This window comes from Rudaea sp. (assembly GCF_057139185.1).
Genome location: NZ_DBNHDN010000030.1, coordinates 40,284 through 65,229, shown reverse-complemented (window position 1 = coordinate 65,229; position 24,946 = coordinate 40,284). Strand labels below are relative to the sequence as shown.

The following is a 24,946-nucleotide window of genomic DNA, read 5'->3' as shown; positions in this document are numbered from 1 at the left end:
ACGACAAACCATTGGGAGGGATGCTGGCGTGAACAAGATCCAGATGACGCAATTGACTCGACAGGTACGCCTCGCGCTCGTCGCCGGCACGGCGGCAATGCTTGCGCACGGCACGTTGCTGGCCGCCGCCGCGGACGACGCGCAGACGCAGACACCCGCCGCACAACAGGGCGCCGGGCAGGCAACCACCGACAATGCCGCGATGCAACTCGGCAATGTCACCGTCACCGCGCAGAGCCGCACGCAGCAGGTGCAGGAAGTACCGATCGCGATGCAGGTCATCTCGTCGACGCAAATCGACACGCTCGCCGCCACCGACCTGTCGAAGATGGACAAGTACGTGCCCGGCCTTTCGGTCAGCGGCGACCAGCCGACGCAACCGAATTTCAGCCTGCGCGGCATCGGCACCGGCGATTTCGGCATCGGCACCGACGCGCCGGTCGGCGTCTACGCGAACGGCGTCTACCAGGGCAAGACCGGCGGCGCGCTGCTGATGTTCAACGACATCGACCATGTCGAGGTGCTCAAGGGTCCGCAGGGCACGCTGTTCGGACGCAACAGCGCGGCCGGCGCGATCTCGGTCACGACGATGGCGCCGAGCGACCAGTTCGAAGCCAACGCGCGCCTGCGCCTCGGCAACTACGGCCTGCGCTACGGCGACGGCGTGCTCAACACGCCACTCGGCGAGAACCTCGCTTTCCGCCTGAGCTTCGTCGACAACCAGAGCGACGGCTGGCTGCGCGACTCCGCTACCGGTCGGCATTTCTACAAGGACGACGACTGGGGCACGCGCATGCAATTGCACTGGAACGCACCCGGCGACACGGCCGTCAACCTCGCCTGGGAGCATGAGCGGCTCAAGCAGCCGCCGCGTGCGACGATCGGCGTCTCGCCGGTGCCGGCCTATCCCGAGCTGCCATCGACGACGCCCGACTACTCGACCTTCCTCGATCCGCGCAACGCGCCACTCTACAACGAAGCGATCGGCGCGCGCGAATCGCGCACCTACGACTCGTTCGTCCTGCGCGCCGAGCATGCGCTGCCGTTCGGCGATTTCACCTCGTTGACCTCGTTCCAGCGCTACCACACGTACAACCGCGAGGCGCAGGAAGGCACCGACCGCATCGACCTGTATTTCGACGACGTCAACATCGAGCGGCACAAGACCTGGTCGCAGGAATTCAAGCTCGCCGGCAAGACCGATCGCGCCGACTGGATCGCCGGCGCGAGCTGGTACCGCGACGACGGTCGCCAGACCAGCCAGATCAACTTCTTCACCAACAGCATCGATACCCTGCTCAACAACCTCGGCATCGCGCCTGGCGGCCTCTACGGACCGCTGACGCAAGGCCTGCAGGCTGCGGGGTTCCAGTACTCGCTGCTTGGCGACCCCTGGCAGGAGAACATGAACAACCGCAACATCGCCCGCGCCTCCGCGGTCTACGGTGACGTGATCTGGCACCTCAACGACCGCCTCAACCTCACCACCGGCGTGCGCTTCACCCGCGACCAGCGCGACTTCAGCTGGTATACGCCGCCGCGCGTCGCCGACGAGCTCGACAGGACACTGGCAGGCCTGCAATCGCTCGGCCTGCTCGATGCGCTAGGCGTACCGATCCAGACCTTCCAGCAGAACATCTACTTCACCACGCCGCAGACGCTCGGGCAGCCGGCCGGCCTCAAGCGCAGCTGGAACGACACCAGTCCGCGCGTCGTGCTCGACTACAAGCTGACGCCCGACGTGATGCTCTATGCGTCGGCGGCCAAGGGTTACCAGGCCGGCGGTTTCAACGCGCTCGAGGTCGGCACCGTGTACAAGCCGCAGACCGTGCGCAGCTACGAAGCCGGCGTCAAGAGCTGGTTCGCCGACTACAAGCTGCTGTTCAACGCTTCTGTATACTATTATAAATATTCCAACTTGCCGAACCTGACCCTGGTGTCGAACGGTGGTGGCAACGGCGATCTGCCGCAATACCAGATCCTGCCCAGCGACCAGGAGGCCAAGGGCCTGGAGTTCGAAGCGCGCTGGCAGGCAACCGACAGCCTGCGCCTCAATGCCGCAGCGGCCTACATCGACCAGACCTACAGCAACTACAAGACCGCGGAAGGTGTCGATCTCTCCGGCCAACCCACCGGCCTGCCGCAATGGTCGGCCACGCTCGGCGCCGCCTACGTCATGCACAACATCGCCGGCGGCAGCCTCGACTTCACGCTGCAAGGCGCCTACACCGGCAAGACGCGCTGCAATTCGGGCTCGGCGCTGCAGGGCTCGTGCATCTCGACGCTGCCGTTCCGGCTTGGCGGCAGCCACACGCGCGCCGATTTTCATGTCGGCTGGTCCTCGCCCAACGTGCCCTGGAGCGTCGGCCTGTTCGTCAACAACCTGTTCGACACGCAGTACGTCACCGGGCTCAACAACATCGTGACCAACGTGCTCGGCGTGACCAGTGCCGGCATCACCGCGCCGCGCATGTGGGGCGTCGAGGCGAACTACCGGTTCTGAGCCACGCTATGCGTCCGATGCAGCGCCGCCGTTCGCGGCGGCGCCGCGTTCGAGCCACCACATTACCGCGGCCGCGGCCAGCCAGGCGAGGAAGAATGGCCAGCGCGGCAACGGCTGCTCGCGCGTGGCGACAGCCGCCGTCGATAGCGGCGCGCCGAGCAGCGCCTGCGTCGCGCTTCGATTCTCTCCGGCTTCCAGGCCGATGGCTTCGTCGCGCGCACGCACAAAGAACGGCCAGCGGCCGCCGCCGTTGAGCAACGTATGCCAGCCCGCTGCTTCGGGCCAATACGCGGCGCACCCGTGCGCATCGACACTCAACGGCACGCGTTTGCCCATCTCGTTCTCGATCGCCGCATCGGCGGCAACGGCGCAGAACGACGCGCGCGCGTCGACGCGCGTCGATGGCGGCAACAGCGGGGCAGACGCGCCGCGCGCGCGCGCGACCGTGCTCAACGCTTCACTCCACAACGTCGCGAACGCGGGAGACGCACCGCCGAGAGCCAGTCGATAGCTGTCGGCAAGCAGCCACAACGCGACGCGGCCGCGACCGAGATTGCGCGACCACGCCAGTATCGTGCCGTCATCGGCGCGCAGCAGCGGTGCAGCGGCATCGGCCTCGACGGCGAGGGCGCGGTGCGCGAACGTGAGACCGGAATCGACCAGACCGAGCGTCTTGTCGAGCGCAACCGACGCCGGCGCCTCGACCGCGTGCGTGCGAAAACCGAGTTCGGCCCAATCCGCGGCGACCGGCGCGGGCAGCGGCCCGGTCGCGCGCAGCAGCAGGCCGAGGCCGTCGCGCACAGCGGCGATCAACGCCTGCTTGCGTTGCGCGTCGAGCTCGGTCCAGGCGCGTTCGTCGACGATCGCGATATCGGCCACACGCAGTGCCGCGTCATCGGGCACTGCCGCGCCGTCGCTCAGCGCAACGCCATCGCTCAACGCGATGCGGCTGGTCAGCGCCATGCCCGCGTCGGCGGCCCAGCGGCGCAAATACTTCAGATCCGCGTCGGGCGCCCCGGCGAGCAGCGCGATCTTGAGCGGCATGCCCGCATGCACTGCCAGCGGAACCGTTGCGTTGTCGATCTTGGTGCCGTCGCGATCGAGCACGTTCAAAACGAACGTCGCACTGCCCTCACCTTTCGCGCCCGCGTGCAGGGCGAAGCGGCCTTCGGCGTCGAGCGCGTGCGTGGCGATGACCGCGCCGGACGGATCGCGTAGTTCGACGCGGCCGCCTTCGACGTCCTCGACGCGCCCATCGATACGCCAGACGTTGCCGGCGCGCACCGCGGCCGGCGCACCCAGTTCGACCAGACCGCGCGGCAGCGGCGCCGCATCGAACGCGGCGACGAGGCCCCGCGCCGCGTCGCGATCGCGCGCCGGCAAGCCGCCGCCGACGATGCGCAGGCGGCGCGCGCCGGCATGCCGGCGCAGCGCGGTGCCGAGGTCGGGTGCGCGTTCGACCGCCCTGCCCGCTTCGACGCCGGGCAGCGCAACGACGTTGGCCGCGAGCGGCAACGCGGCGAGCTGCGCGGACGTCGCGCCGGGCGTCAACACGACCAGCTCGTCGGCATGAAAATTCTTGCTATCGAGCGGCGGGAACAGGCACAAGTACAACAGCGACGCTGCGCCAAGCTGCAAGCCGATGCGCGCCAGGCGATGGCGGCGCACCCGCCGCGCGCGCATGACGCCGAGCGCGGCGGCAGAAACAAGCAGCAACGCGACGAGCAACGTGGCATTCATCGCGTCGCTCCGCGACCTGCGGCCTGCAATGCGTCGAGGTAGGCACGGCCTGCCGCACCCGGCGCAGTCCGTACCGCCGCCGCTGCTGCCGGTACCGGCAGCAGCGGCCAAAGCAGATCGCGCAGCGATGCACGGCACGATGCGCAGGCCGGATCACGGCGCGCGCGATCGATCGCGGCGAGCACGCCGAGCGCATCGGGCGTATCCGCAGTGTGCGCGCGCAGCCAGGCTTCGGCCGCGTCCCAGTCCGGCGCATCGTTCGCCGCCAACGCTTTCCACAATCGCGCCATCGGCACCTCGCCGTCGTCGGCCGCGGTCAGGCCGGCAGGGCGGTCGCCCACACCCTTGCGGTCGCCGCTGAGGCGTCGCCCCTCGTCCGGCACCGGCAACTCGAGACCGACGCGCGCGAGGTAGATGCGCGTCGACTGCTGCACACGCTTGACGAAATCGAGCGCACGCCGCTCGTAGGGCAGCGCCTGCGCCGGATCGCCCTGGCGCAGATGCAATTCCGCCTGCCACATTTCGGCGAGCGCGGATTTCAGCGTCGCCTTGGTCTCCGGATCGAGCAGGGTCGCGGCCTCGGCGATGTCGTGCACGTGACCGTACTCGGCAACGATATCGCCCTCGCGGCCGAACGCGGTCGGCGCCTGCGTCGATGCATGTGCATCGTGATCGTCGTGCCCTGCCCGCGTCGCATCCGCTTTCTGCGCATGCGTCTCCGATTCCTCGCCGAGGAACTGGCCGTAGCGCAGGCGCAGGATCTTCTGGTCGGCGCCGATCGCATCCGAGCGCGCGAGGAATTTTCCGCCGTCGAGCTGCGCCTTTTCGGCCAGCAGCGCCTCGCTGTCTATGATGATCTGGCGCTGACTGCGGAAATACGCCGGCAGGGTCTTCTGCACCAGGCCTTCGAGTCCGCCGCCATCGTTCGCGGCCTCGGCCGGCCAGCGCAGGATGAAGCTCGCGCTGCGCGTAGTGTTCGCCTGCGGCTCGCGGTTGTCGCTGACGGCCAGCTTGACGATGATGTCGTCGCCCTGCGCGATGCCGAGCGCGGCGAGGTCGAGCGTATGGCGGAAACGCTGCTGCTTCGCGCCCGCGGGCTCGCCGTGCAGCGCCAGTGTCTGCTCCTTGAACTTGATGTTCTCGCCATTGCCTTGCGCGTGCGTGATCTGCAGTTCGGCACTCGCGATGCCGTAGTCGTCGCTGGCCTCGAAGTCGAGGTTCCAGCGCTTCTGCTGCGCGTCGAGCAAGGTCAGCGTCTTGCCCGGTTCGAGTACGCGTATTTCGGGCGCGCGGTCGGCGATCGCGTCGAGCCGATGCAGGCGATCATCGGCCGGCGGCGGCGCGCCCTCGACGGCGATGCGATACAGCGCCGATGCCGCGAACGTGCGTTCGCCGGCCCAATCCCCGCCGTCACGGCTCAGTGCGAGGCGGCTGCCGTCGTGGAACACGAGCGCCACGGCCGCGGGCTGCGGATCGAAGCGCAGGCTCCAACGCAGGCGCGAGCCTTCCGCCACCTTGGCATCGAGCGATGCTTCCGTGCGCGACGCGAGCTGCGTGTAGGCCGGTGCCACGATGGCCATCTGTACCCGGGTCAGCGCGGTCGACGATGCGGCAAGCTTCGCGTTGGCCTGCCCGGCCTCGGCGTGAGTGCGCGCGCCCTGCCGCCAGAATGCCGCGACGATCAGCATCGCCGCCGCGACGCCGAACGCGATGAACAAGCGTGGCCAGGGCCACGCCGGACGCAAGTCCACGTCGATACCGGCGAGCCGCGTCTGCACGCGCAACCGCTGCAGCTGCTGCACCGGCGACAAGGCGGCCGTATCGCGGAACAGCAGCGCGGCGCTGTCGTCCATCTGCGGCGACATCGCATCGAGGCGGCGGGCGAGCCAGGTCACATCGATGCCGCGCCACGCATGCCACATGACGATGCCCGTACCAATCAGTGCCAGCGATCCGGCGGCGACCGCCGCGACCGGACCGGCGGTACGCGCGGCCAGCACGCCCGTCGCAACGACAACGGGTGCCGCGGCTACCGCGACGACGGCGAGCTGGCGCCGCACCGAGGCAATGCGCAGCCCGCGCAACTGCGGCGCGGCGCTCATGCCGGCACTTCCGCGTTTGGTCGCGTCGCGACGAAGCGTTCGCACAGGAACAACGCGGCGATCAACAGCACAAGCCACGCGTCGAGCGGCCGTCCCGATGCCGGCGAGCGCGCGGACGACGCGACCGTTCCCGTCTCGACGCGCGGACGCATCGCCGCAGCCGCGGCACGCGCAGGCGCGGGCGGACCACCGTCGAACGCGGCGCGCAGGCGATCAGGAAATTGTGCGTCGAGCAGCCACGGCAAATCTGCCGGCATCAGTGCGCCGGGCAAGGCGATCATGCGCCCTCCGCCGCGGGCCGCCACCTTTGCCAGCACTTGTCCGGTGGCATCACGCCAAAGCGCTTCGCCGTTTGCGGCGGCGACATTGGCCACGAGCGCCACACCGCCGTCGTCGAGCCAGCGCGTCAGCGTCGATGTCGTCGGGGCCAGCCACACCAACCAATGCGTCGCCGCGGCGATCGGAACGTCGGCAGGCTGCGCGTCGAGCTCATACCGTCCCGGTTCGTTCTGGTTCCACGCCACGACTGCGGCGCGCAGATAGCGCAGCGAGCCCTCCGCTTCGGGCGTGTAGCGAACCGCGATGCGGATCGAGGCATTCGTCGCCGCCCCCGCACCATCGGGCATGCTTCCGGGTACGACGCGCCAATCGACTTCGTGCGAAAGCCGCGGACGCTCGCCGTCGAGCCCGCCAAGTTGCTCGGGCACGATCAGCGTGAGCGTCGCATGCGACGGCAGTTCGGCATCGAGCTGACGCAGCAGGCTGGCAACGGGTACGCCGGTGCCGGCCATGGATTCGCCGACACGTGGAAATCCGGGTGCGAGCCAATGCCATTCCGCGTCGACATCGCCGGCCGCGGCACGTGCGTCGGCCGGCGCAACGCCGGGCGCGACCACGATCCACGGCCGCGCCGCAAGCGCATCGACTTGCCACAGCGGACGCGCGAGCAACAGCGCCAGCGCGGCGAGCAGCGCGAGGCGCAACAGCAGCAGCCACGGACGCTCGAAGCGCAGGCGCCGTTGCGGACGCGTGCGTTCGCCGATCCAGCGCAGCGCGGCGAACTCGATCGTGGTCAGTTCGAGCCGGCGCACCAGGTGGATCAGCAGCGGCAGCGCGAGCGCGGCCAGCGCGGCCAGGCCCAGCGGGGCGAGCAAGGCGATGCCCATGCTTTTACACTCCTCCCTTCAAGGGGAGGGCCTGGATGGAGATGGTTTCGGCTTCGCGCGCGTCAACTTCAACACCCTTCTCCCTTAAAGCAAGCGACTTCAGAGCCGCTCCGTTGCCAAACAACATGCGCAACGGTTCTTCGAGCGGACGATCGAGCACGTATTCGACATGGTCGATTCCGGCCGCGGCGAAGCGCCGCGCGAGTTCCGCGCGCGCCGCGCCGAAGCGTTCGAGATAGTCGCGGCGCACGGCGACCGCCTCGACGCGGCGCTCGGCACCGGTTTCGGGATCACGAAAACGATGTCCGCCCGCGAATGGAAAGTCACGCTCCTCCGCGCTGAGCAATTGCACAGCCAGCACGTCGCGTCGTGCGGCAGCGAGACGCAAGGCGAGCTCGACGGCCGCATCGTCGAAGAAATCCGAGAGCACGAGGACAACCGCCGGCGGCTGGATGCGCTCCCACAACGGCGCCAGCATCGCCGCGTCGGGCCAGCGTCCCGCAGCCTCGATACGCGCGAGTTCGAGCGTGCAGCGATCGCGTTGGCGCGGGCCGGCACCGGCGTGGACGAATGCGGGCGCGGCGCCGGCGAGCGCGAGCAAGCCAAAGCGATCACCTTGACGCAGGGCGAGTTCGAACAGGCACGCGGCCAGCGTCTTCGCCGCATCGATCTTGCGCCGGTGCGGACACGCCGCATCGGCCTGGCGCATCGATGCGCTCGCATCGACGATCGCCCATGCAGTCAACGGACTGTCGCGCTCGGCTTCGCGCACGAAGTAGCGATCCGAGCGTGCGTAGAGTTTCCAATCGATGCGGCGCAGCTCGTCGCCGGGCTCGTAGGCGCGGTACTGGGCGAATTCGAGGCCGGCACCGCGGCTGCGGCTGGCGTGCTGCCCCAGCCCATCGCCACCCGCACCACGGCGCGCGAGCAGGCGAAGCTCGCGCAGGCGCGCGCGCAGCTCAGGCGGGATCAGCTCAGCCACATCGGTCTCCAGTTCAGCGGCAATGCCAAAAGATCAAGATCAGAAGACATCGACACGAAAATCACGAAGAAAAGCGGAGAACACGAAGAAAGGCAAAAGCGCATCGAACTTCTTTGATCTTCTTCGTGGATATTTCTTCGTGTTCTTCGTGGTTCAGTCTTTTGCTTTGCGTTCGCTTCAAGCGGGAAACGGCACCGACTTCAGCAGCGCCGCGACGACATCGTCGCTGCTGCGCTGCTCGGCTTCGGCCGCAAACGAGAGCAGCAGGCGGTGGCGCAGCACCGGCGCGGCAAGTGCGGCGACGTCTTCGCGCGTCACGGCGAGGCGACTACGGATCAGCGCGCGCGCCTTGGCCGCGAGCACCAGCGACTGGCCCGCACGCGGCCCCGCCCCCCAGCGCACCCAATCACGCACAACCTGCACCACACTGGTCTGCGGACGCGAGGCGCGCACGAGACGCACGATCCAGCCCAGCACGTCGTCGCCGACGTGCACCTCGCGCGTCAGCTTCTGCAGCGCAATCACTTCCCCGCCGCCCATGACCGGGGCGATCCCGGCGCCGGCGCTGCCGGTGGTCTGCGCGAGGATCGCGCGTTCTTCGGTCTCGTCCGGATAGTCGACGCGGACGTGCAGCAGGAAGCGATCGAGCTGCGCTTCGGGCAACGGATAGGTACCGGCCTGTTCGAGCGGGTTCTGCGTGGCGAGCACGAAGAACGGCTGCGGCAACACGTGCGTGGTGCCGGCATAGCTGATCGTGCGCTCCTGCATCGCTTCGAGCAGTGCCGACTGCGTCTTCGGCGGAGTGCGGTTGAGCTCGTCGGCGAGCAGCAGGTTGGTGAACACCGGTCCGCGCTGGAACTTGAAGTAGCGTTTGCCCGTGCCGTGGTCTTCTTCGAGGATTTCCGTGCCGACGATGTCGCTCGGCATCAGGTCCGGCGTGAACTGGATGCGGTGGAAGTCGAGCGCGAGCGCCTGACCGAGCGAGCGCACGAGCAGGGTCTTGCCGAGGCCGGGCACGCCTTCGAGCAGGCAATGGCCGCCGGCGAGCAGGCCGATCAGGAGTTGCTCGACCACGTCGTGCTGACCGACGATGACCTGCGCGATGGCCTCGCGCAAGGTGGCAAGCTTGGCGAGTTGTTGCTGTATGGATTGTTCGGTGATTGCGTCGTTCATGAGTTTGTCTTTGCTTTCCTTCTGCCACTGGGAGAAGCCGCGAGAGCCGCAACGCCGGATGAGGGAAAGACGCTGCGAAGGTGGAATGTAGTTCAGACTTGTTACGCCCTTCCCGCATCCGCCCTTCGGACGACTTCTCCCGGTGGGAGATGGGAAGAAATTAAGCCGTCAACGCATAGATCACCACATTGACCGCGAACTTCGTGTTGTCCTCGGCGAGAAAACGCTTGTTGCGCCAGTCGTAGTCCCACTCGCAACCATAGTCCTTGTTGCTGTAGAGCACGCCGAGGCGACCACCGACCTCGATGCCCTTGAGATAGTCATGGACTATGTCGTCGCCCCAGCCGTTGAGTTCGAACGCCGTGTTCGGCGGTCCGTCGAATTTGAAGAATGCGTCGAAAACGGGATGTTTCTTCGGCAGCTTCTTCAGCGCGCCCTCGCCGAAGATCGAGACCATTTCGCGCTCGAACGACTTGGCGAACAGACCGTCGATGTCGTGGTTGCAATCGTCGACGAGGACGAAGCCGCCATTGCGCACGTAGCGTTCGAAGTTGCGCCGCTCGTCCGGATTGAACTCGACCAGCTTGTGCCCGGCCAGATAGCAGAACGGTTGCGTCAGCATTCGCGCATCGGCCAGCGGCAGCACACGCTCCTTCGTGTCGACGCGCAGGGTCGTGTACTGGATCAGCGCGTCGATCAGGTTTGACGGCATGCGCGCGTCGACGTCCCAGTCGCCCGATTCGTACATGAGGCGGGTGAACCAGAAGTCGTAGGCTGCCTCGCCTGCGTTCGCGCGCCGCGCGAGCAGCGCAGTGGCACTGCTCGCAAGCATGAGGCGAAGAAATTCAGAGCGGGTCATGGCGCGTATGGCTCGGCGTCGGTAAACACCATCCCCACCCAACTCTCCCCTCGAGGGGGAGGGCTGCAGCGGCAGATCAGACAGCGTCCGACAACGACGTGAAAGTGAAATCGCGGATCTTCATCGGCGGGATCATCATCACGAACGGCGATTCGTCATCGCCGACGCGCACCGGCCTGCCGATCTCCTCGATGTTGTTGAGCATGATCGCCGGCGACTCGTTGAAACGGAAATTCTTGATCGGGTACTTGATCTCGCCATTCTCGACGTAGAACGTGCCGTCGCGCGTGAGGCCAGTCAGCAGCACGGTCTGCGGATCGACCAGACGGATATACCAGGTGCGCGTGACGAGGACGCCCTTCCTGGTCGACTTGACCAGATCCATCGTCGACTTGTCGCCGCCGACCATGATGAGATTTCCGGGCTGGCCAACCGCCTTCTTGCCCTGCTTCTGCGCCCAGTAGCGCGAGTACTGCAGGTAGTCGACCTTGCCCTTGGTGATGATCGGCGTCTTCTCGCGCGCGAGGCTGTCGTTGTCCCACGGCAGCACGGCGGCATGCTCGTCCCACGGATCGGCGTAGATCGTCACACGCTCGTCGAACATCTTCTCGCCGAGCTTGTTGCCGCCACCCTTCTTCGACAGGAAACTGCGGCCCTCGTCGGCCTGGCGCGCGTCGAAGCCGAACATCATGAAACTGATCAGGCCCGCGGTCGCTGCCGGTTCCATGATCACGGTGTACTTGCCCGGTTCGAGCGCCTTCGCATCGGCCGAACCCCTGGCCTTCTGCATCGCTATCCTGATCTCGCTCTTCGCGTCGAACTTGGCCACGTCGGCGAGATTGCGCGCGACCCAGCCCGAGCCCTTGCCGTCGTCGGTACGCACCGTGCAGGTGAAGTTCATGCCGCTGGCTTTCTGGTAGCCGAAGTTGCCCTTGCTGTTGGCTATGGCGGAAAAGTCCTGCTCGTCGCTGAAGAAGCCGGCGGCGACGAGTTTGTCCTTGCGACACGGCTCGATGCAGTCGGCGGCGACCTGGGCACGGTATTCCGGCGTGATCGCGGCGGTCTTCTCGACGAAGGTCGAGGTTGGTTTGTAGGTCTGCTTCTCGATCGCCGGCATGAATTCCGGATTTTCCGGCGCCAGCTTTGCCAGTTCCTCGGCGCGGCGCACGACGGACTCGATCGATTTGTCGTCGAATGCGTTGATCGTCGCCGTGCCGGTGCGCTTGCCGAACGCGACCTCGACGACGAGATCGGCGTCGCTGACGTAGCCGCTGGTCGAGACGTTGTTTAGCGCATAGCGCACGTTGCCGCCGTTCGAGCCGCTGAGTTGCGCCGTGCACTCGTCGGCCTTGGACATCTTGATCGCCTTGTCGAGGATCGCCTTGGCCTGTTCTTCGCTGTAAATGGTCATGATGTGCTCCGTATCCTCAGCCGAGGCTGCGCGCGGTGTTGATGACGTTGACGCCGTTGAAGCGCGCCGTGCTCGATCCGTGCGAGACGGCCGAAACCTGGCCGGGCTGGCCCTTGCCGTCGAAGAAAGAGCCGCCGAGGCGGTAGTCGCCGTCGTCGCAGACCGCGACGCACGAGTTCCAGAATTCCGGCGTGCGGATCTGGTAGGCCACGTCTTCGAGCGGTTGGGTCACCTTGCCGTTCTTGATCTCGTAGAACAGCTGCCCACCGAACTGCGCGTTGTAGCGCTGCTGGTCGATCGAGAACGAACCCTCGCCGACGATATAGATGCCGTTCTCGATGTCCTTGATCATCTCGATCGGCGTCAGCTTTTCCTTGCCGGGCTGCAACGAGACATTGGCCATGCGCTGGAACTGCACGCTCGACCACGAATCGGCGTAGCAGCAGCCCTGCGATTGCTTGAGGCCAAGGATGTGCGCCTGGTCGCGGATGACCTGGTAGTTGACCAGTACGCCATCCTTGATCAGATCCCATTTCTGCGTCTTCACGCCCTCGTCGTCGTAGCCGACCGCGCCGAGCGAACCGGGCTGGGTCTTGTCGGCGACGATCGTGACCTTGTCGCTGCCGTACTTGAACTTGTCCCGCCACTTGTCCAGCGTGGCGAAGCTGGTGCCGGCATAGTTCGCCTCGTAGCCGAGCACGCGATCGAGTTCGGTGGGATGGCCGACCGACTCGTGGATCGTCAGCCAGGTGTGCGACGGATCGAGCATCAGATCGTACTTACCCGGCTTGACCGAAGTCGCGGTGAGCTTCTCGCGCGCCTGCTTCGCCGCCGCGACCGCGTCGGCCTTCATGTCGTAGGAATCGCGATAGACCACGGCGCCACCGGGCAACTCGATCTTGTCGGCCGCCTTCGCGTCGAGATATTCGAAGCCCATGCCACGCGGCGCGGACAAGCCCTGGCGCGAGCGGAACTTGCCGGTCGCCTTGTCCACGCAGGTCACGTTCATCGGCGCCCAGATGCGATGCACGTCCTGGTCGATGTAGGAGCCGTCGGTCGATGCGAAGTACTTCTGCTCGTTGACCAGGAACAGGGTCGAGTTGATAAAGCTCGCGCCGGCCTTGATCGCATCGGCATTGACGCCAAGCAGCAGGTCGACCTTGTCCTTGATCGGCACGTGCATCGAATTCTTCACGATCGGCGTCTTCCACGACACTTCGCCGACACCCTTCACCGGCGCGAGCTGCACCGGTTCGCTGCGCAGGCGCGCGTTGGCCTTGGCGATCGCGACGGCCTGCGCGGTGGCTTTCGCCACGGCGTCGCTGGACAGGTCGCTGGTCGCGGCAAACCCCCACGAGCCCTTGGCGATGACACGGATGCCGATACCGGTCGATTCGGTGTTGACCACGTTCTGCACCTTGTCCTCGCGCGTGACCACGAACTGGCGCAGGTAACGGCCGATGCGCACGTCGCAATACGTCGCGCCGCTGCCCTTGGCCGCGTTGAGCGCGACATCGGCGAGCTTCTTCTTCATCGCCACGTCGATTGTGCTCAGCAATTCCTCGGCGGCGATCGCGCGACCGTAGAAAGCGGGTATCGCCAGGCCGCCGAGACCGGCACCGGTGATCTTCAGGAAATCTCGTCTGTCCATCGTTCCTCCCTCGTATTTTCGCGTACGGTTACGCCGAAAGCGGAACCTTGGCAAAGCGGCCGACGCGAGTCATATGCCAAACGTCACGAATGTCGTGCCGACCACCACTTCCGGCACCGCCGGATACCGCGCATGCTCCGGACTCGCTACCATCGCTTTGTCGCAACGACGAGCAAACACGATGTCCCAAGGCACCCACGAATTCGTAGACGACCCGCGCAACCGCGAGATCAGGATCTACATCAACGGCGAGCTCAAGCCGCGCGCGGAAGCGACCGTCTCGGTGTTCGACTCCGGCTTCATTCTCGGCGATGGGGTCTGGGAGGGCCTGCGCGTGCATGCGGGTGGCATTGCCTTCCTCGATCAGCATCTCGATCGCCTGTACGAAGGCGCGAAGGCGATCGACCTGGACATCGGCCTGACGCGCGAGGAGTTGGTGAACGTGCTGCATCGCACGCTCGCGGCCAACGCGATGACAGACCACGCGCATATCCGCCTGATGGTCACGCGCGGCGTGAAGCGTACGCCCTATCAGGACCCGCGCATGACGATCGGGCCGGCAACCGTGGTCATCATTCCCGAGTACAAGGAGCCGAAGCCGGAGACGCTGGAGCGCGGCATCCGCCTGTTCACCGTGCATGTGCGCCGCGGTTATCCCGACGTGCAGGACCCGAAGCTCAACAGCCACAGCAAGCTCAACTGCATCACCGCCTGCATCCAGGCGGCCAAGGCCGGCGCCGACGAGGCGCTGATGCTCGATCCGCACGGCTTCGTCGCGACCTGCAATTCGACGCATTTCTTCATCGTGCGCAAGGGCGAAGTGTGGACATCGACCGGCATGTACTGCCTGCCCGGGATCACCCGCGCGAACGTGCTGCGCGTATGCCGCGAAGCCGGCATTCCGGCCTTCGAGAAGAGTTTCAGCCTGAGCGAAGTCTACGGCGCGGACGAAGCCTTCGTCACCGGCACGTTCGCGGGCGTGGCCCCCGTGACCGAAGTTGACGGGCGCAAATTGAGCGAGGGCCGCGGGCCGATGGTCGCGCGCCTGCAAACGCTGTACCGCGAACTGATCGCGCGCGATGTCGCCGCGCGCGGGATACCGAACCCGACATGAGCGGCAGTGTGCGCATCGCGATGTGGTCGGGTCCGCGCAACATCTCGACCGCGATGATGCGCGCGTTCGAAAACCGCGCCGACTGCGCAGTCATCGACGAACCGTTCTACGCGCATTACCTGAAGCAGACGCAAAGCGACCACCCGGCGCGCGAGGCCGTCATCGCCGCGGGCGAAACCGACTGGCGCCGCGTCGTCGCCGCACTGACCGGGCCGGTGCCCGACGGTCGCCGTGTGTTCTACCAGAAGCACATGACGCACCACATGCTGCGCCACATCGGCCATGACTGGTTCGGCCAGCTCAGCCACGCATTCCTGATCCGCGACCCGCGTGCAGTGCTGCTGTCGTACATCAAGAGCCGGCCGGATGCCGAGGTGACCGCGGACGATATCGGCGTACCGCAGCAAGCGGCGCTCTACGATGAGATCGCGGCGCGCGCCGCGACCCCGCCGCCGGTGATCGATTCCGACGGGTTTCTCAAGGCCCCCGAAGCGCATCTGCGCAGCCTGTGCGAGCGGCTCGGCATTCCATTCACCGATCGCATGCTGCACTGGCCCGCCGGTCCCCGCGCCAGCGACGGCATCTGGGCGCCCCACTGGTACGCCGCGGTGCTCAAATCCACCGGTTTCGAGCCCTGGTGCGAGCGCGACCTGCGCGTGCCGGAGCGCTATCGCAAGGTGATCGACGCCTGCATGGTCGACTACGAGCGCCTGCACCGGCATCGCATCGTGGTGACGCGCTAGCCAGCTGGGCTGTTTCAACCCGGACGCCGCCAAACGTCCTCGTATCGATACCTGAGGAGTACCGCATGTTCCTTCGCTTGTCCTGCGCATTCGCGCTGATCGCAATCAATGCTGCAACCACCGCGGCGCTCGCCGCCGACATCTTTGCGCGCGATCCACAGCAACCGGTCGACGAGGCCTATGGAAAAAAAATTGCCGAATACACGACCGGCGAGCAGTTCAACTCGCCGCTGACCCGCTACCTGCCTGCGTCGAACACCGTGCCGACGCCGGCCAAGGTGCTCGGCGACGTGTCCGGCGCGCCGAACATGCTGCCGTACACGAAAGACATCACGCGCTATTTCGACCTGCTCGCCGCGTCGACGCCGCGCGTCAAGGTATTCCGCATCGGCAAGAGCGAGGAAGGTCGAGAGATGATCGCCGTCGCCGTCGCCGACGAAGCGCTACTCGCGAACCTCAAGGAGAACGATGCGCGTCTGGCGCAACTCGCCGACCCGCGCACGATAGCCCTCGACGATGCCAAAGCCGATGCGCTCGTCGCGCAGACGACGCCGGTCTACTACATCACCGGAACCATCCACTCGCCCGAAACCGGTTCGCCGACCGCGCTGATGGAACTGGCCTACCGCCTCGCCGTCGACGATGCGCCATACATCAGGAAGATCCGCTCCAAGGTCATCACCCTGATCACGCCGGTCGTTGAGACCGATGGCCGCGACCGCATGGTTGATCTCTACAACTGGCACCGCGCCAACCCCGGCAAGACGCCGCCGCCGCTGATGTACTGGGGCCACTACGTCGCCCACGACAACAATCGCGATGCGATGGGGCTGACGCTCGCGCTTTCGCGCAATGTGCTCGACACCTATCTCGGCTGGCACGCGCAGGTGCTGCACGATCTGCACGAATCTGTGCCGTTTCTCTACGACAACACCGTGGGCGATGGCCCGTACAACGCCTGGGTCGATCCGATTCTCGTCGGCGAATGGCAGCAGCTCGGCTGGAGCAACGTGCAGGAGCTGACCAAATTCGGCATGCCCGGCGTGTTCACCCACGGCGATTTCGACACCTGGAGCCCGGGCTATCTGATGTTCATGGCGGCGATGCACAACGGCATCAGCCGGCTCTACGAAACCTTCGGCAATTCCGGCGCGGACACGGTGGAGCGCATCCTCGACCCAAGCGAATACGCGCGCACCTGGTACCGGCCGAACCCACCGCTGCCGAAGGTGCTCTGGTCGCAGCGCAACAACAACAACTACCAGCAGAGCGCGCTGCTTTCCACGCTCAACTATTTTGCCGACAACGAAAAAACCTTCCTGCGCAATTTCTGGCTCAAGGCCAAGCGCTCGGTCGAGAAGCCCGCCGCCGCCGGCCCCGCTGCCTACGTGCTCGCTGCCGACGACGTGCATCGCGATGCGCAGCGCCGGCTGCTGCATGTGCTCCAGTTGCAGCACGCCGAAGTCAGCCGCGCAACCGCGCCGATCACGGTGCAGGTACCCGCGCCGCCCAAAGACGACGCCAAGGACGATGCGAAGAAGGACGACAAGCCCACCCGGGATGCGAAACCGAAAACGGTTGCGCGCACCTTTCCCACCGGCAGCTACGTCGTGCGCATGGACCAGCCCTACTCTCGCATCGCCGACACCCTGCTCGACCGCCAGTACTGGTCGCCGGACGATCCGCAAAAGCACCCCTATGACGACACCGCCTGGGCGCTCGGCGACATGTTCGGTGCGGAGGTCGTGCGCGTCACCGACAACAACATCCTCAAGGCGCCGATGGAAACGCTGCGCGAGCCGGTGCCTGCGCGCGGCGGCGTACAGGGCAACGGCAACGTCTACCTGATCGAAAACCATGCCGATACCTCGCTGATGACGTTGCGTTACGCGTTCAAAGGCACCGATATCGCGGTGGCCGAAAAACCGTTCGACGCCGCCGGCAGGCATTTCCCGGTGGGTACCTGGATCGTGCGCAAGGTCGATGGCGCCGCATTGTCGAAAAAACTCGGCGAACTCGATCTCGACGCCTGGACGATTGCCTCGGAGCCGAACGTAGCCACGCACAGGCTCGGCGCGCCGCGCATCGCGCTGATGCACACCTGGCTGTCGACGCAGACCGAAGGCTGGTGGCGCCAGGCATTCGACAAACTCGCCATACCCTACGACTACATCTCGACGCAAACCGCCGCGCGCGACGACAACCTGAGGGGCAAGTACGACGTCATCCTGTTCGCACCGATCGGCGCCGACAACTCGCAGCTCGTGCTCAACGGCCTGCCGCTGTGGGGTAACGCGATGCCGTGGAAGAAGACCGCGCTGACGCCGAACATGGGCATCGACCAAACCGACGACATCCGCCCCGGCCTCGGCGCGTCCGGCCTCGCGCATCTGCAACGCTTCGTCAACGAGGGCGGCCTGCTGCTCGCCGCGGGCGACGCGGCGAAGTTCGCCATCGACGTCGGCCTCGCGCCGGGCGTGTCGGTCGCGCCGGCGAAGGATCTCAAGGTCGTCGGCAGCATCCTGCAGGGTGTAACCGTCGACGAGTCGCATCCGGTCACCTACGGCTACGCGAAGGAATTCGGCATGTACAGCCCCGACGGCCTTTCGTTCAAGCTCAGCAACCTGCTCACCGGCGACGACGGTTTGCCGACCGCGAAGGATTTCAAGCGCCCGACCGGCCGCGGCGGCCCGCACGACACCGACGCGCCCGAAGGTCGCGCCATGAGCGAAGCCGCCGTACTGCCCGCACCGAAGCCGTGGGAGGCGACGCCGCTCAACATCGACCAGGCGCGGCCGGGGCCGTTCTTTCCCTCCACGGTGATTCCAGAGGATCAGCGCCCACGCGCCGTCGTGCGCTTCGGTGAAGCCGACGATCTGCTGATCGCTGGCTTGCTGCAGGGCGCGGGCTCGCTGGCCGAACATGCTGCCGTGGTCGACGCGCGCTACGGTCGCGGCCACGTCGTGCTGTTCGCGACCAACCCGATCTGGCGCGGGCAGACGATCGGCACTTACGGTCTCGTGTTCAATGCGATTTTGAATTTCGACAAGTTGTAACTGGGGGCTGGTTCGCGGTCGCGACGAATGGCGAGCTTGGCTTTGGCTCGTCATTCCCGCGAAGGCGAAGATCTACACCTTGCTCTTGCTCGTCATTCCCGCGTGCTTCTGGCGGGAATCCAGTGGCTTTGGTTTTTCAAGAGCAAGAGCTTCCACTCGTCCTGCGGACGAGCGGGTTACTTTCTTTGCTCGTGCAAAGAAAGCTAACCAAAGAAACACGCCCCAGAGCATTGCGCCCTGCGCGCATCCTGCGCTCCGGGTCCGCGTCAGCGGCCGGGTTCCGTTGATTGCACATCCGTGTGCAACAACGGAATCGACGCGATCCATCGCGCCGACCCTGCGGGCCTTTTCGTCCGCTGCCGCCGCAAGGCGATGGGGACCCACAAGAGCAAGAGCAACGCGCATCCTGCGCGCTTGGCTTTGGTTCTGTATCCGTCTTGTGATCTTCGGGTCCCCGTTTGTCGCGGCGAGGGCAGGACGGATCAGCCCGTCAGGGTCGCGCGCACGATGCGCACGAGTTCGCGAACGTACACGGATGTACGTCGAGCGAACCCCGGCATGACCTCGCGTACCCGTAGCGCCTAGCGCGAAGGGCGCGGCATCCGGGGCGGCGTTTCTTTGGTTACTTTCTTGTCGCTGCTGACAAGAAAGTGACCCGCTCGTCCGAAGGACGAGTGGAAGCTGGTGCTCTTGAAAGTAACCCGCACGCGGAAAGGCGAAGGGACGCGACTACAGAAACAGAGCAAGATCAAAATGGATTCCGGCTTGCGCCGGAATGACGAGCAAGCACTCAGACGTATCGACTACTTTCACGCGCGGCGCGCGAAAAGCGCGCCCCTACTTCACCACGGCATTGCACTGCACCTCGACCCTCGCGCCCAGCGCGAGTCCGCGCGTGGCATACGCCATGCGCACCGGAAAGTGTTTGCTGAAATAGCCTCGGTATACCTCGTTGAACGCCGGCCAGTCGGCGATGTCCGCCAGCGCGACCGTGCATTGCACGACTCCGTCGAACGAGGAACCATGGCGCGCGAGGTTGGCGCCGATGTTGTCCATCATCTGCTTCGCTTCCGCCTTGATGCCACCGGCGACGAGCTTGCCGTCCGCGCCAAGACCGATTTCGCCCGACAGGTAGAGCATGTCGCCGACGCGCACCGCTTCGGAAAACGGATAGCTCGGCTGGCCCGGCGCGGCCTTGCGCGCGAAGAATTCGGGCTCGACCGCAACGGCGCTGGCAGCTGCGAGCGTGCACGCAACCAAGGCGGCAGATTTGATCGTTTTCGAAACGCCCATCGTCATGCTCCCCATACGTCATTCAAAAGGCGGGCGAAATTGCCGCCGAGGATCTTCGCGATGCACGCATCCGGATGTTTGCGCGCGGCGAGCAATTCGGCGATGCGATCGAAGCGGTCGGCACGGTTCAGATCGGGAATGAAAGTGTAGACGTTCGGGTCCTCGCCAGGCGCCGAGATGCCGCGCTTGCGCCGGTCCGCGATCTCGTCGGCGAACTTCTTCTTGAACTCGGGCGTCACCGCGATCGGCGAGATCGAGCCGTCAGTGCCGATGCCGACGTGATCCTCGCCGCAGACGTCGATCGCATGTTCGAGATGCGCGATCAGATCCGCCGCCATCGGCTGACCTTTGCCGCGCAGGAACGGCATCAGGTAAATGCCAACATAACCACCCTTGTCGGCGACCTGCTTCAACTCGTTGTCGGTCTTGTTGCGCGGATTCGGATTGATCGCAGAACAGCCGGTATGCGAAATCGCGATCGGCGCTTTCGACGCGGCGGCGGCATCGAGTGTGGTGCGCTCGCCGGCGTGCGCAAGGTCGACCAGCGCTTTGCGCTCGTTCAATTTCTCGACCAGCTTGCGGCCGAATGCGGAGATTCCGGCGTTGGCGGGTTCGAGACACCCGTCGCCGACGAGATTGCGTTTGTTGTAGGTGAGCTGGTAGATGCGCACGCCGAGATTCCAGAACGTGTCGAGACGATCGAGGCTCTCGCCGAACGGTGCCGCGTCCTGGAAGCCGTAGATCAGGCCGAGGCGGCCGCTGCGCTTGGCCTCGGCAATGTCGGCCGCGCGGCGAACCTGCATCAGCGCGTCGGAATGCGCGGCGATCTGTGCATTCCAGTAGGCGATCTCGCCGATCGCGCCTTCGAAATTGCGTGCATAGCTGCCGATGCCGTCGGCGTTCACGGTCAGGTTGAGCGCGGTCAGGCCCGACTTGCGTACGTCATCCAGATCGCGCGCGCTGAGCTGATTGGAGTCATCGTCGATCGCGCCGCCGGGACTGCCGAGCGTATCGATCACGACCGTCCCGGTGTATCCGGCCCAGGCCGGGGCGGAGGATGGCGCCGTAGCCGCCAGCACGGAGCGATTCGACGATGGCAGCATCGCTGCCGCGCCGATTGCCGCAGCGGCGGAAAGGAAACTGCGACGAGACGAAACAGAATTCATCGACATGCGCTCCCCGAAAACCTCGATTCTGCCGCGACGACGTGTCCGATTGCCAGCGAATGGCCCCTGAACGGACACGCCGCGACCACGCCCAAAGCGGCAATCGTGATCCATTTCCCGTATCCTATGGCATTGACCTTCAACTGTTTTCTCCAGGAGCTTGTCCAGTGGATAGACGCCAATTCGTCCTCGGTTCGATCGCCGCGGTTGCCGCAGCACCGCTCGCCAGCATCGCGCGCGCAAGCATTTCCGGTGCGGACAACAAGGTGCCGGTCCCGTTCAGCTGGGACATGAAGGTGCCGATCGGCAATCGCGAGGAATTCGTCGACTGGGCGGTGAAGAACCGCGGCGAGGATCCGAAATTCCTCGCCCAGCGCTGGAACCGCATGTACGCGATGACCCAGAACAAGGACTTGACCGACGAGCGCAACAAGCGCGCGTTTCTGCTCACGCCGCGCGAGGATTTCTGCCGTCCGGTCAACCGCCCGCATGCCTACGAGAGCGCGTTTCTCGACATCGGCTGGGGCGTGACGATCTCCGGCCCGCACGCGGTCGGCCGCATGACCCAGGTGCTCAACGTGCAGACCGGCGAGAAGGTGCTCGAAATCGGCACGGGCTCGGGTTACCAGTCGGCATTTCTTTCGCACCTGACCGACAAGTGCTACTCGATCGAAATCATCAAGCCGCTGGCCGAGCGCACGCGCAGCGTCTACGACGAACTGATCGCCGACGGCTATACCGAGTTCAAGGCGATCACGACCAAGCAGGCCGACGGCTACTACGGCTGGGAAGAAAACGGCCCGTTCGACAAGATCGTCGTCACCTGCGGCATCGACCACATCCCGCCGCCGCTGCTCAAGCAGCTGAAGCCCAACGGCGTCATGGTGATCCCGGTCGGGCCGCCGGGTGCGCAACGCGTGCTCAAGGTGATCAAGCACCAGGCCGCGGATGGCAGCATCACCGTCTCGCGCAGCGACATCTTCAACAAGATCGTGCCGTTCGTGCCGTTCACCAAGCTCGTCGACGGCGAGATCAAGGGCGCGCACAACGGCGACGCCAAAGACACCAAGTGACGCACGCAAGGCGTGCGTCATGCCGGCCGGGAATGCCGGAATGACAAGCTAGGCAATCGGTTTCGAATGACTTCTTCAACTCTGTCCACGCCGACCGCGCCACCGCGGTCGGCTTTTCGTTTGGATGCGCCTCGCGCCCAAACGAACTTCTTCTTCTACCTCGCCGTCGCCCTGATTGCTGGCGCCGTGATCGCGCTGCAGATCTCGATCATGCGCATCTTCAGCGTCGGCTCGTGGGCGCATTTCGGCTCGATGGTGGTCAGCCTCGCGATGATGGGCTTCGGCCTCACCAGCGTCGTCATGTGCGCGGCGAACGACTGGTTCGACAAGCATTGGCAAGGCGTCGCCAACGTATCCTTGCTCGCGTTCGGGCCGCTGATCGTCGCTGCGAACCTGCTCGCGCAGCAGATTCCGTTCAACGCGATCTTCCTGATTTCCGATCCGGTGCAGAAGTGGAAGCTGTTCGGCAACTTCGCGCTGTACCTGACGCCGTTCCTGGCCGGCGCGTTTTTTCTCGGCGCGGTGTTCCTGCGCATGAAGGAGACTTTCGGCCGCATCTATTTCGCCGACCTCGTCGGCGCCGGCACGGGTGGCCTGCTGCTGCTCGGCTGCCTGTACCTGTTCCGTCCGGAAAACCTCGTCGTCGTGCCGCTCACGCTGTGGTTCGCCGCCGGGGTGCTCTGGTTTCTCGCGCAGGCGAAGCGCGCTGCCTCCCTCTGCACACTTCTCGTGCTCGGCGTGCTGTGCCTCGCGGGGCATTTCTGGTTGCCGCAGCAACTTGCGATTCCCAAGCTGGCCGTGTCCGACTACAAGGGCGTGTCCTACGCACGCAAGTTCCCGGACAACCAGCGCGTCTACGAGAACGCCTCGCCGTTCGGCTATCTCGAGGTCTATTCGAGCTCATACCTGCACTTCGCGCCGGGCCTGTCCGACAACGCGGCCTTCAACCTGCCCGAGATGCCGGCGAACGCTTATCTCGGCATGTACATCGACAGCGAAGGCCCGATGGGCGTGATGCGCAAGCTCAGCGATGCGGAAAGCGCCTATTTCCGCTATCTGCCGATGGATTATCCGTACGTCATCAAGAAGGACCCGAGCACCTTCGTCGTCCAGTTCGGCGGCGGCATCTCCACGCGCGTCGCGCTGCACAACTCGAAGCACGTGACCGTGGCCGAAGGCAATCCGGAGATCCTCAACGCCTTCCGCAACGACAAGGGCCTGCGCGATTTCTCCGGCGACATCTTGAACGATCCCAAGCTCGACGTGATCGCCTACGACGGCCGCCTCTACCTCGCCAACACCGACAGGCGCTACGACGTGATCGATCTCTCGCTCGCCGATTCGGCCGGCCTGTCCAGCCCCGGCGGCTTCGCCATTGTCGAGAAGTACGCCTACACGCGCGAGGCGATGCGTGCCTACATGCACGCGCTCGCCGACGGCGGTGTGCTCTCGGTAACGCTGTGGAACAAGGAGGAGCCGCCCAAGTCGGTACTCAAGCTCTATGCGACGATGGTCGATGCGGCGCGCGACGTCGAGCCCGAGGCCGATGTGTCGAAAGAGTTCTACGCCGTCGCCAGCTATCTCTCGACCGCGACCGTGCTGTACAAGCGTGGCGGCTTCTCCGCCGACGATCTCGACAAGCTGCACGCGCATACGCACGCGATGAGCTTCGACGAGTTGACCTATCCGGGCTTCGAGTTCGACGCGAAGCAGATCGCCGACAGCCTGAAGTCGTATCGCGAAAGCATCTTCGGCGAGGACCAAGCCGCGAAATCTGCGGCGGCGTCCGGCATCGCCAGCGGTGGCGCCAAGCCGAAGGCCGCCACCGAAATCGTGCCGGCGGCGGAGCCGACGACCGCGCCACAGGCCGATCCGACAGCGCCTGCCGCCGACCCCACCGGGCCCGCGGCGGACCCTACCGGGCCCGCGGCCGATCCGACCGGCCCGGATGCCAACGCCGCCTCACCCGAGGCCACGCCTGCTCCCGTGCCTGCAACCGTGATGGGTCAGCTCGCCTGGCACTCGCTGCTGCACGGCAACGGCACCGATCTTGCCAACTACGTGTTCGATACGCGCCCGCTGACCAACAACCGCCCCTACTTCGCCGCCTACGTCAAGCCGGGCGACCTCACGCGCACGACCGATCGTCTGGAAATCTTCCAGGACGAATGGGGTTATCTGCTGCTCTGGGCTACCCTCGGCATCGCCGCGATCGCCGCACTCGTGCTCGTCGCGATTCCGGTACTGCTCGGCTGGCGCACGATCTTCTCGCGCACGCCGGGCCAGTTGCGCGTGATCCTCTACTTCGCCTGCCTGGGCCTGGGCTACATCATGGTCGAAGTCGCGCTGATCGCGAAATTCGTGTTGCCGCTCGGCAACCCGACCGTGTCCGCATCGATCCTGATCACCGGCATGCTCGTGTTCTCCGGCCTCGGAAGTTTGACGTCGGAACGCTTCATGGATCGCGCGAAAGTGACGATGCCGGTCATCTTCGTCGCCATCGGCGCACTGTTGATTGCCTACGGCTTCGTCATCGACCCCATTCTCGACGCGATCGGCCGCCTGCCCTACGCGCTGCGCCTGGTCTGCTGCTTTCTGCTGATCGCGCCACCGGCGTTCCTGATGGGTTTCCCGATGTCGACCGCAATGACCTGGCTCGGCCGCCTCGGCAAGAACGCGATGTTCCTCTGGGCCTGGGGCATCAACGGTTCGTTCTCGGTGATCGGTGCGGCGCTGGTGCCTATCATCGCCACCTCGTTCGGCCTCGCCAGCGTGCTGCAGATCAGCGGCATCGCTTACCTGATCGCCGCACCGGCGTTTTTTGCGATATTTTTGCCGGTGCGTGGTGGAACGAAAATGGCATAAGCCGGCGAGGAGTCAGGCGTGAGGGAACAATCTGCTCGTCATTCCCGCG

Annotated in this window: 16 protein-coding genes; 6 read left to right on the top strand and 10 right to left on the bottom strand. The window is 65.5% G+C overall.

What is annotated here, in order from left to right:
* Nucleotides 1-28 precede the first annotated feature (28 nt).
* On the top strand, nt 29-2,503 hold the full coding sequence (locus AC16HO_RS10105; RefSeq protein WP_395643503.1) for a TonB-dependent receptor: 2,475 nt from the start codon (nt 29-31) through the stop codon (nt 2,501-2,503).
* A gap of 6 nt (nt 2,504-2,509) precedes the next feature.
* Here AC16HO_RS10105 and AC16HO_RS10100 read toward each other — a convergent pair whose 3' ends face one another.
* From AC16HO_RS10100 to AC16HO_RS10065, 8 genes are all read right to left on the bottom strand, one after another.
* On the bottom strand, nt 2,510-4,243 hold the full coding sequence (locus tag AC16HO_RS10100; RefSeq protein ID WP_395643502.1) for a carboxypeptidase regulatory-like domain-containing protein: 1,734 nt from the start codon (nt 4,241-4,243) through the stop codon (nt 2,510-2,512).
* Entirely contained in the window at nt 4,240-6,345 is a 2,106-nt protein-coding gene (locus AC16HO_RS10095) for a DUF4175 family protein (protein ID WP_395643501.1), read from the bottom strand. Before AC16HO_RS10095 ends, AC16HO_RS10100 begins: the two co-directional genes overlap by 4 nt.
* Nucleotides 6,342-7,511 (bottom strand): BatA domain-containing protein, encoded by a 1,170-nt coding sequence (locus AC16HO_RS10090; RefSeq protein WP_395643500.1) that lies wholly within the window; start codon nt 7,509-7,511, stop codon nt 6,342-6,344. Before AC16HO_RS10090 ends, AC16HO_RS10095 begins: the two co-directional genes overlap by 4 nt.
* Nucleotides 7,512-7,515: 4 nt before the next feature.
* Entirely contained in the window at nt 7,516-8,505 is a 990-nt protein-coding gene (locus AC16HO_RS10085) for a DUF58 domain-containing protein (RefSeq protein ID WP_395643703.1), read from the bottom strand.
* 165 nt (nt 8,506-8,670) lie between these two features.
* Nucleotides 8,671-9,666: an AAA family ATPase gene (locus AC16HO_RS10080; RefSeq protein ID WP_395643499.1), complete on the bottom strand. Its 996-nt coding sequence runs from the start codon at nt 9,664-9,666 to the stop codon at nt 8,671-8,673.
* A gap of 160 nt (nt 9,667-9,826) precedes the next feature.
* Nucleotides 9,827-10,525, bottom strand: a complete 699-nt coding sequence (locus AC16HO_RS10075) for a DUF4159 domain-containing protein (protein ID WP_395643498.1) — start codon at nt 10,523-10,525, stop codon at nt 9,827-9,829.
* A gap of 76 nt (nt 10,526-10,601) precedes the next feature.
* A complete protein-coding gene (locus AC16HO_RS10070; RefSeq protein ID WP_395643497.1) occupies nt 10,602-11,936 on the bottom strand; it encodes a TldD/PmbA family protein in 1,335 nt (444 codons plus the stop codon).
* Nucleotides 11,937-11,952: 16 nt separating this feature from the next.
* A complete protein-coding gene (locus AC16HO_RS10065; RefSeq protein WP_395643496.1) occupies nt 11,953-13,587 on the bottom strand; it encodes a TldD/PmbA family protein in 1,635 nt (544 codons plus the stop codon).
* Nucleotides 13,588-13,768: 181 nt separating this feature from the next.
* Here AC16HO_RS10065 and AC16HO_RS10060 point away from each other — a divergent pair, with 181 nt between their 5' ends.
* From AC16HO_RS10060 to AC16HO_RS10050, 3 genes are all read left to right on the top strand, one after another.
* Complete coding sequence (locus AC16HO_RS10060) at nt 13,769-14,701, top strand: aminotransferase class IV (RefSeq protein WP_395643495.1); 933 nt, start codon at nt 13,769-13,771, stop codon at nt 14,699-14,701.
* Complete coding sequence (locus tag AC16HO_RS10055) at nt 14,698-15,444, top strand: sulfotransferase-like domain-containing protein (RefSeq protein WP_395643494.1); 747 nt, start codon at nt 14,698-14,700, stop codon at nt 15,442-15,444. Before AC16HO_RS10060 ends, AC16HO_RS10055 begins: the two co-directional genes overlap by 4 nt.
* 65 nt (nt 15,445-15,509) lie before the next feature.
* A complete protein-coding gene (locus tag AC16HO_RS10050) occupies nt 15,510-18,500 on the top strand; it encodes a M14 family zinc carboxypeptidase (RefSeq protein WP_395643493.1) in 2,991 nt (996 codons plus the stop codon).
* Nucleotides 18,501-19,337: 837 nt separating this feature from the next.
* On the opposite strand, the gene AC16HO_RS10045 is transcribed toward AC16HO_RS10050, so the two are convergent.
* Together AC16HO_RS10045 and AC16HO_RS10040 are read right to left on the bottom strand one after the other, a co-directional pair.
* Nucleotides 19,338-19,793, bottom strand: coding sequence for a RidA family protein (locus tag AC16HO_RS10045; RefSeq protein ID WP_395643492.1), 456 nt, complete (start codon nt 19,791-19,793; stop codon nt 19,338-19,340).
* A gap of 2 nt (nt 19,794-19,795) precedes the next feature.
* Entirely contained in the window at nt 19,796-20,872 is a 1,077-nt protein-coding gene (locus tag AC16HO_RS10040; protein ID WP_484335424.1) for a dipeptidase, read from the bottom strand.
* A 254-nt stretch (nt 20,873-21,126) separates the two neighbouring features.
* Between AC16HO_RS10040 and AC16HO_RS10035 the strand changes: the two genes are divergently transcribed.
* Both AC16HO_RS10035 and AC16HO_RS10030 read left to right on the top strand, forming a co-directional pair.
* Nucleotides 21,127-22,032, top strand: coding sequence for a protein-L-isoaspartate O-methyltransferase family protein (locus tag AC16HO_RS10035; RefSeq protein WP_395643490.1), 906 nt, complete (start codon nt 21,127-21,129; stop codon nt 22,030-22,032).
* Between the two features lie 120 nt (nt 22,033-22,152).
* Nucleotides 22,153-24,897 carry a spermine/spermidine synthase domain-containing protein gene (locus AC16HO_RS10030; RefSeq protein ID WP_395643489.1) on the top strand — a complete coding sequence of 915 codons (2,745 nt, stop codon included), beginning with the start codon at nt 22,153-22,155 and terminating at the stop codon, nt 24,895-24,897.
* Nucleotides 24,898-24,946: the final 49 nt, after the last annotated feature.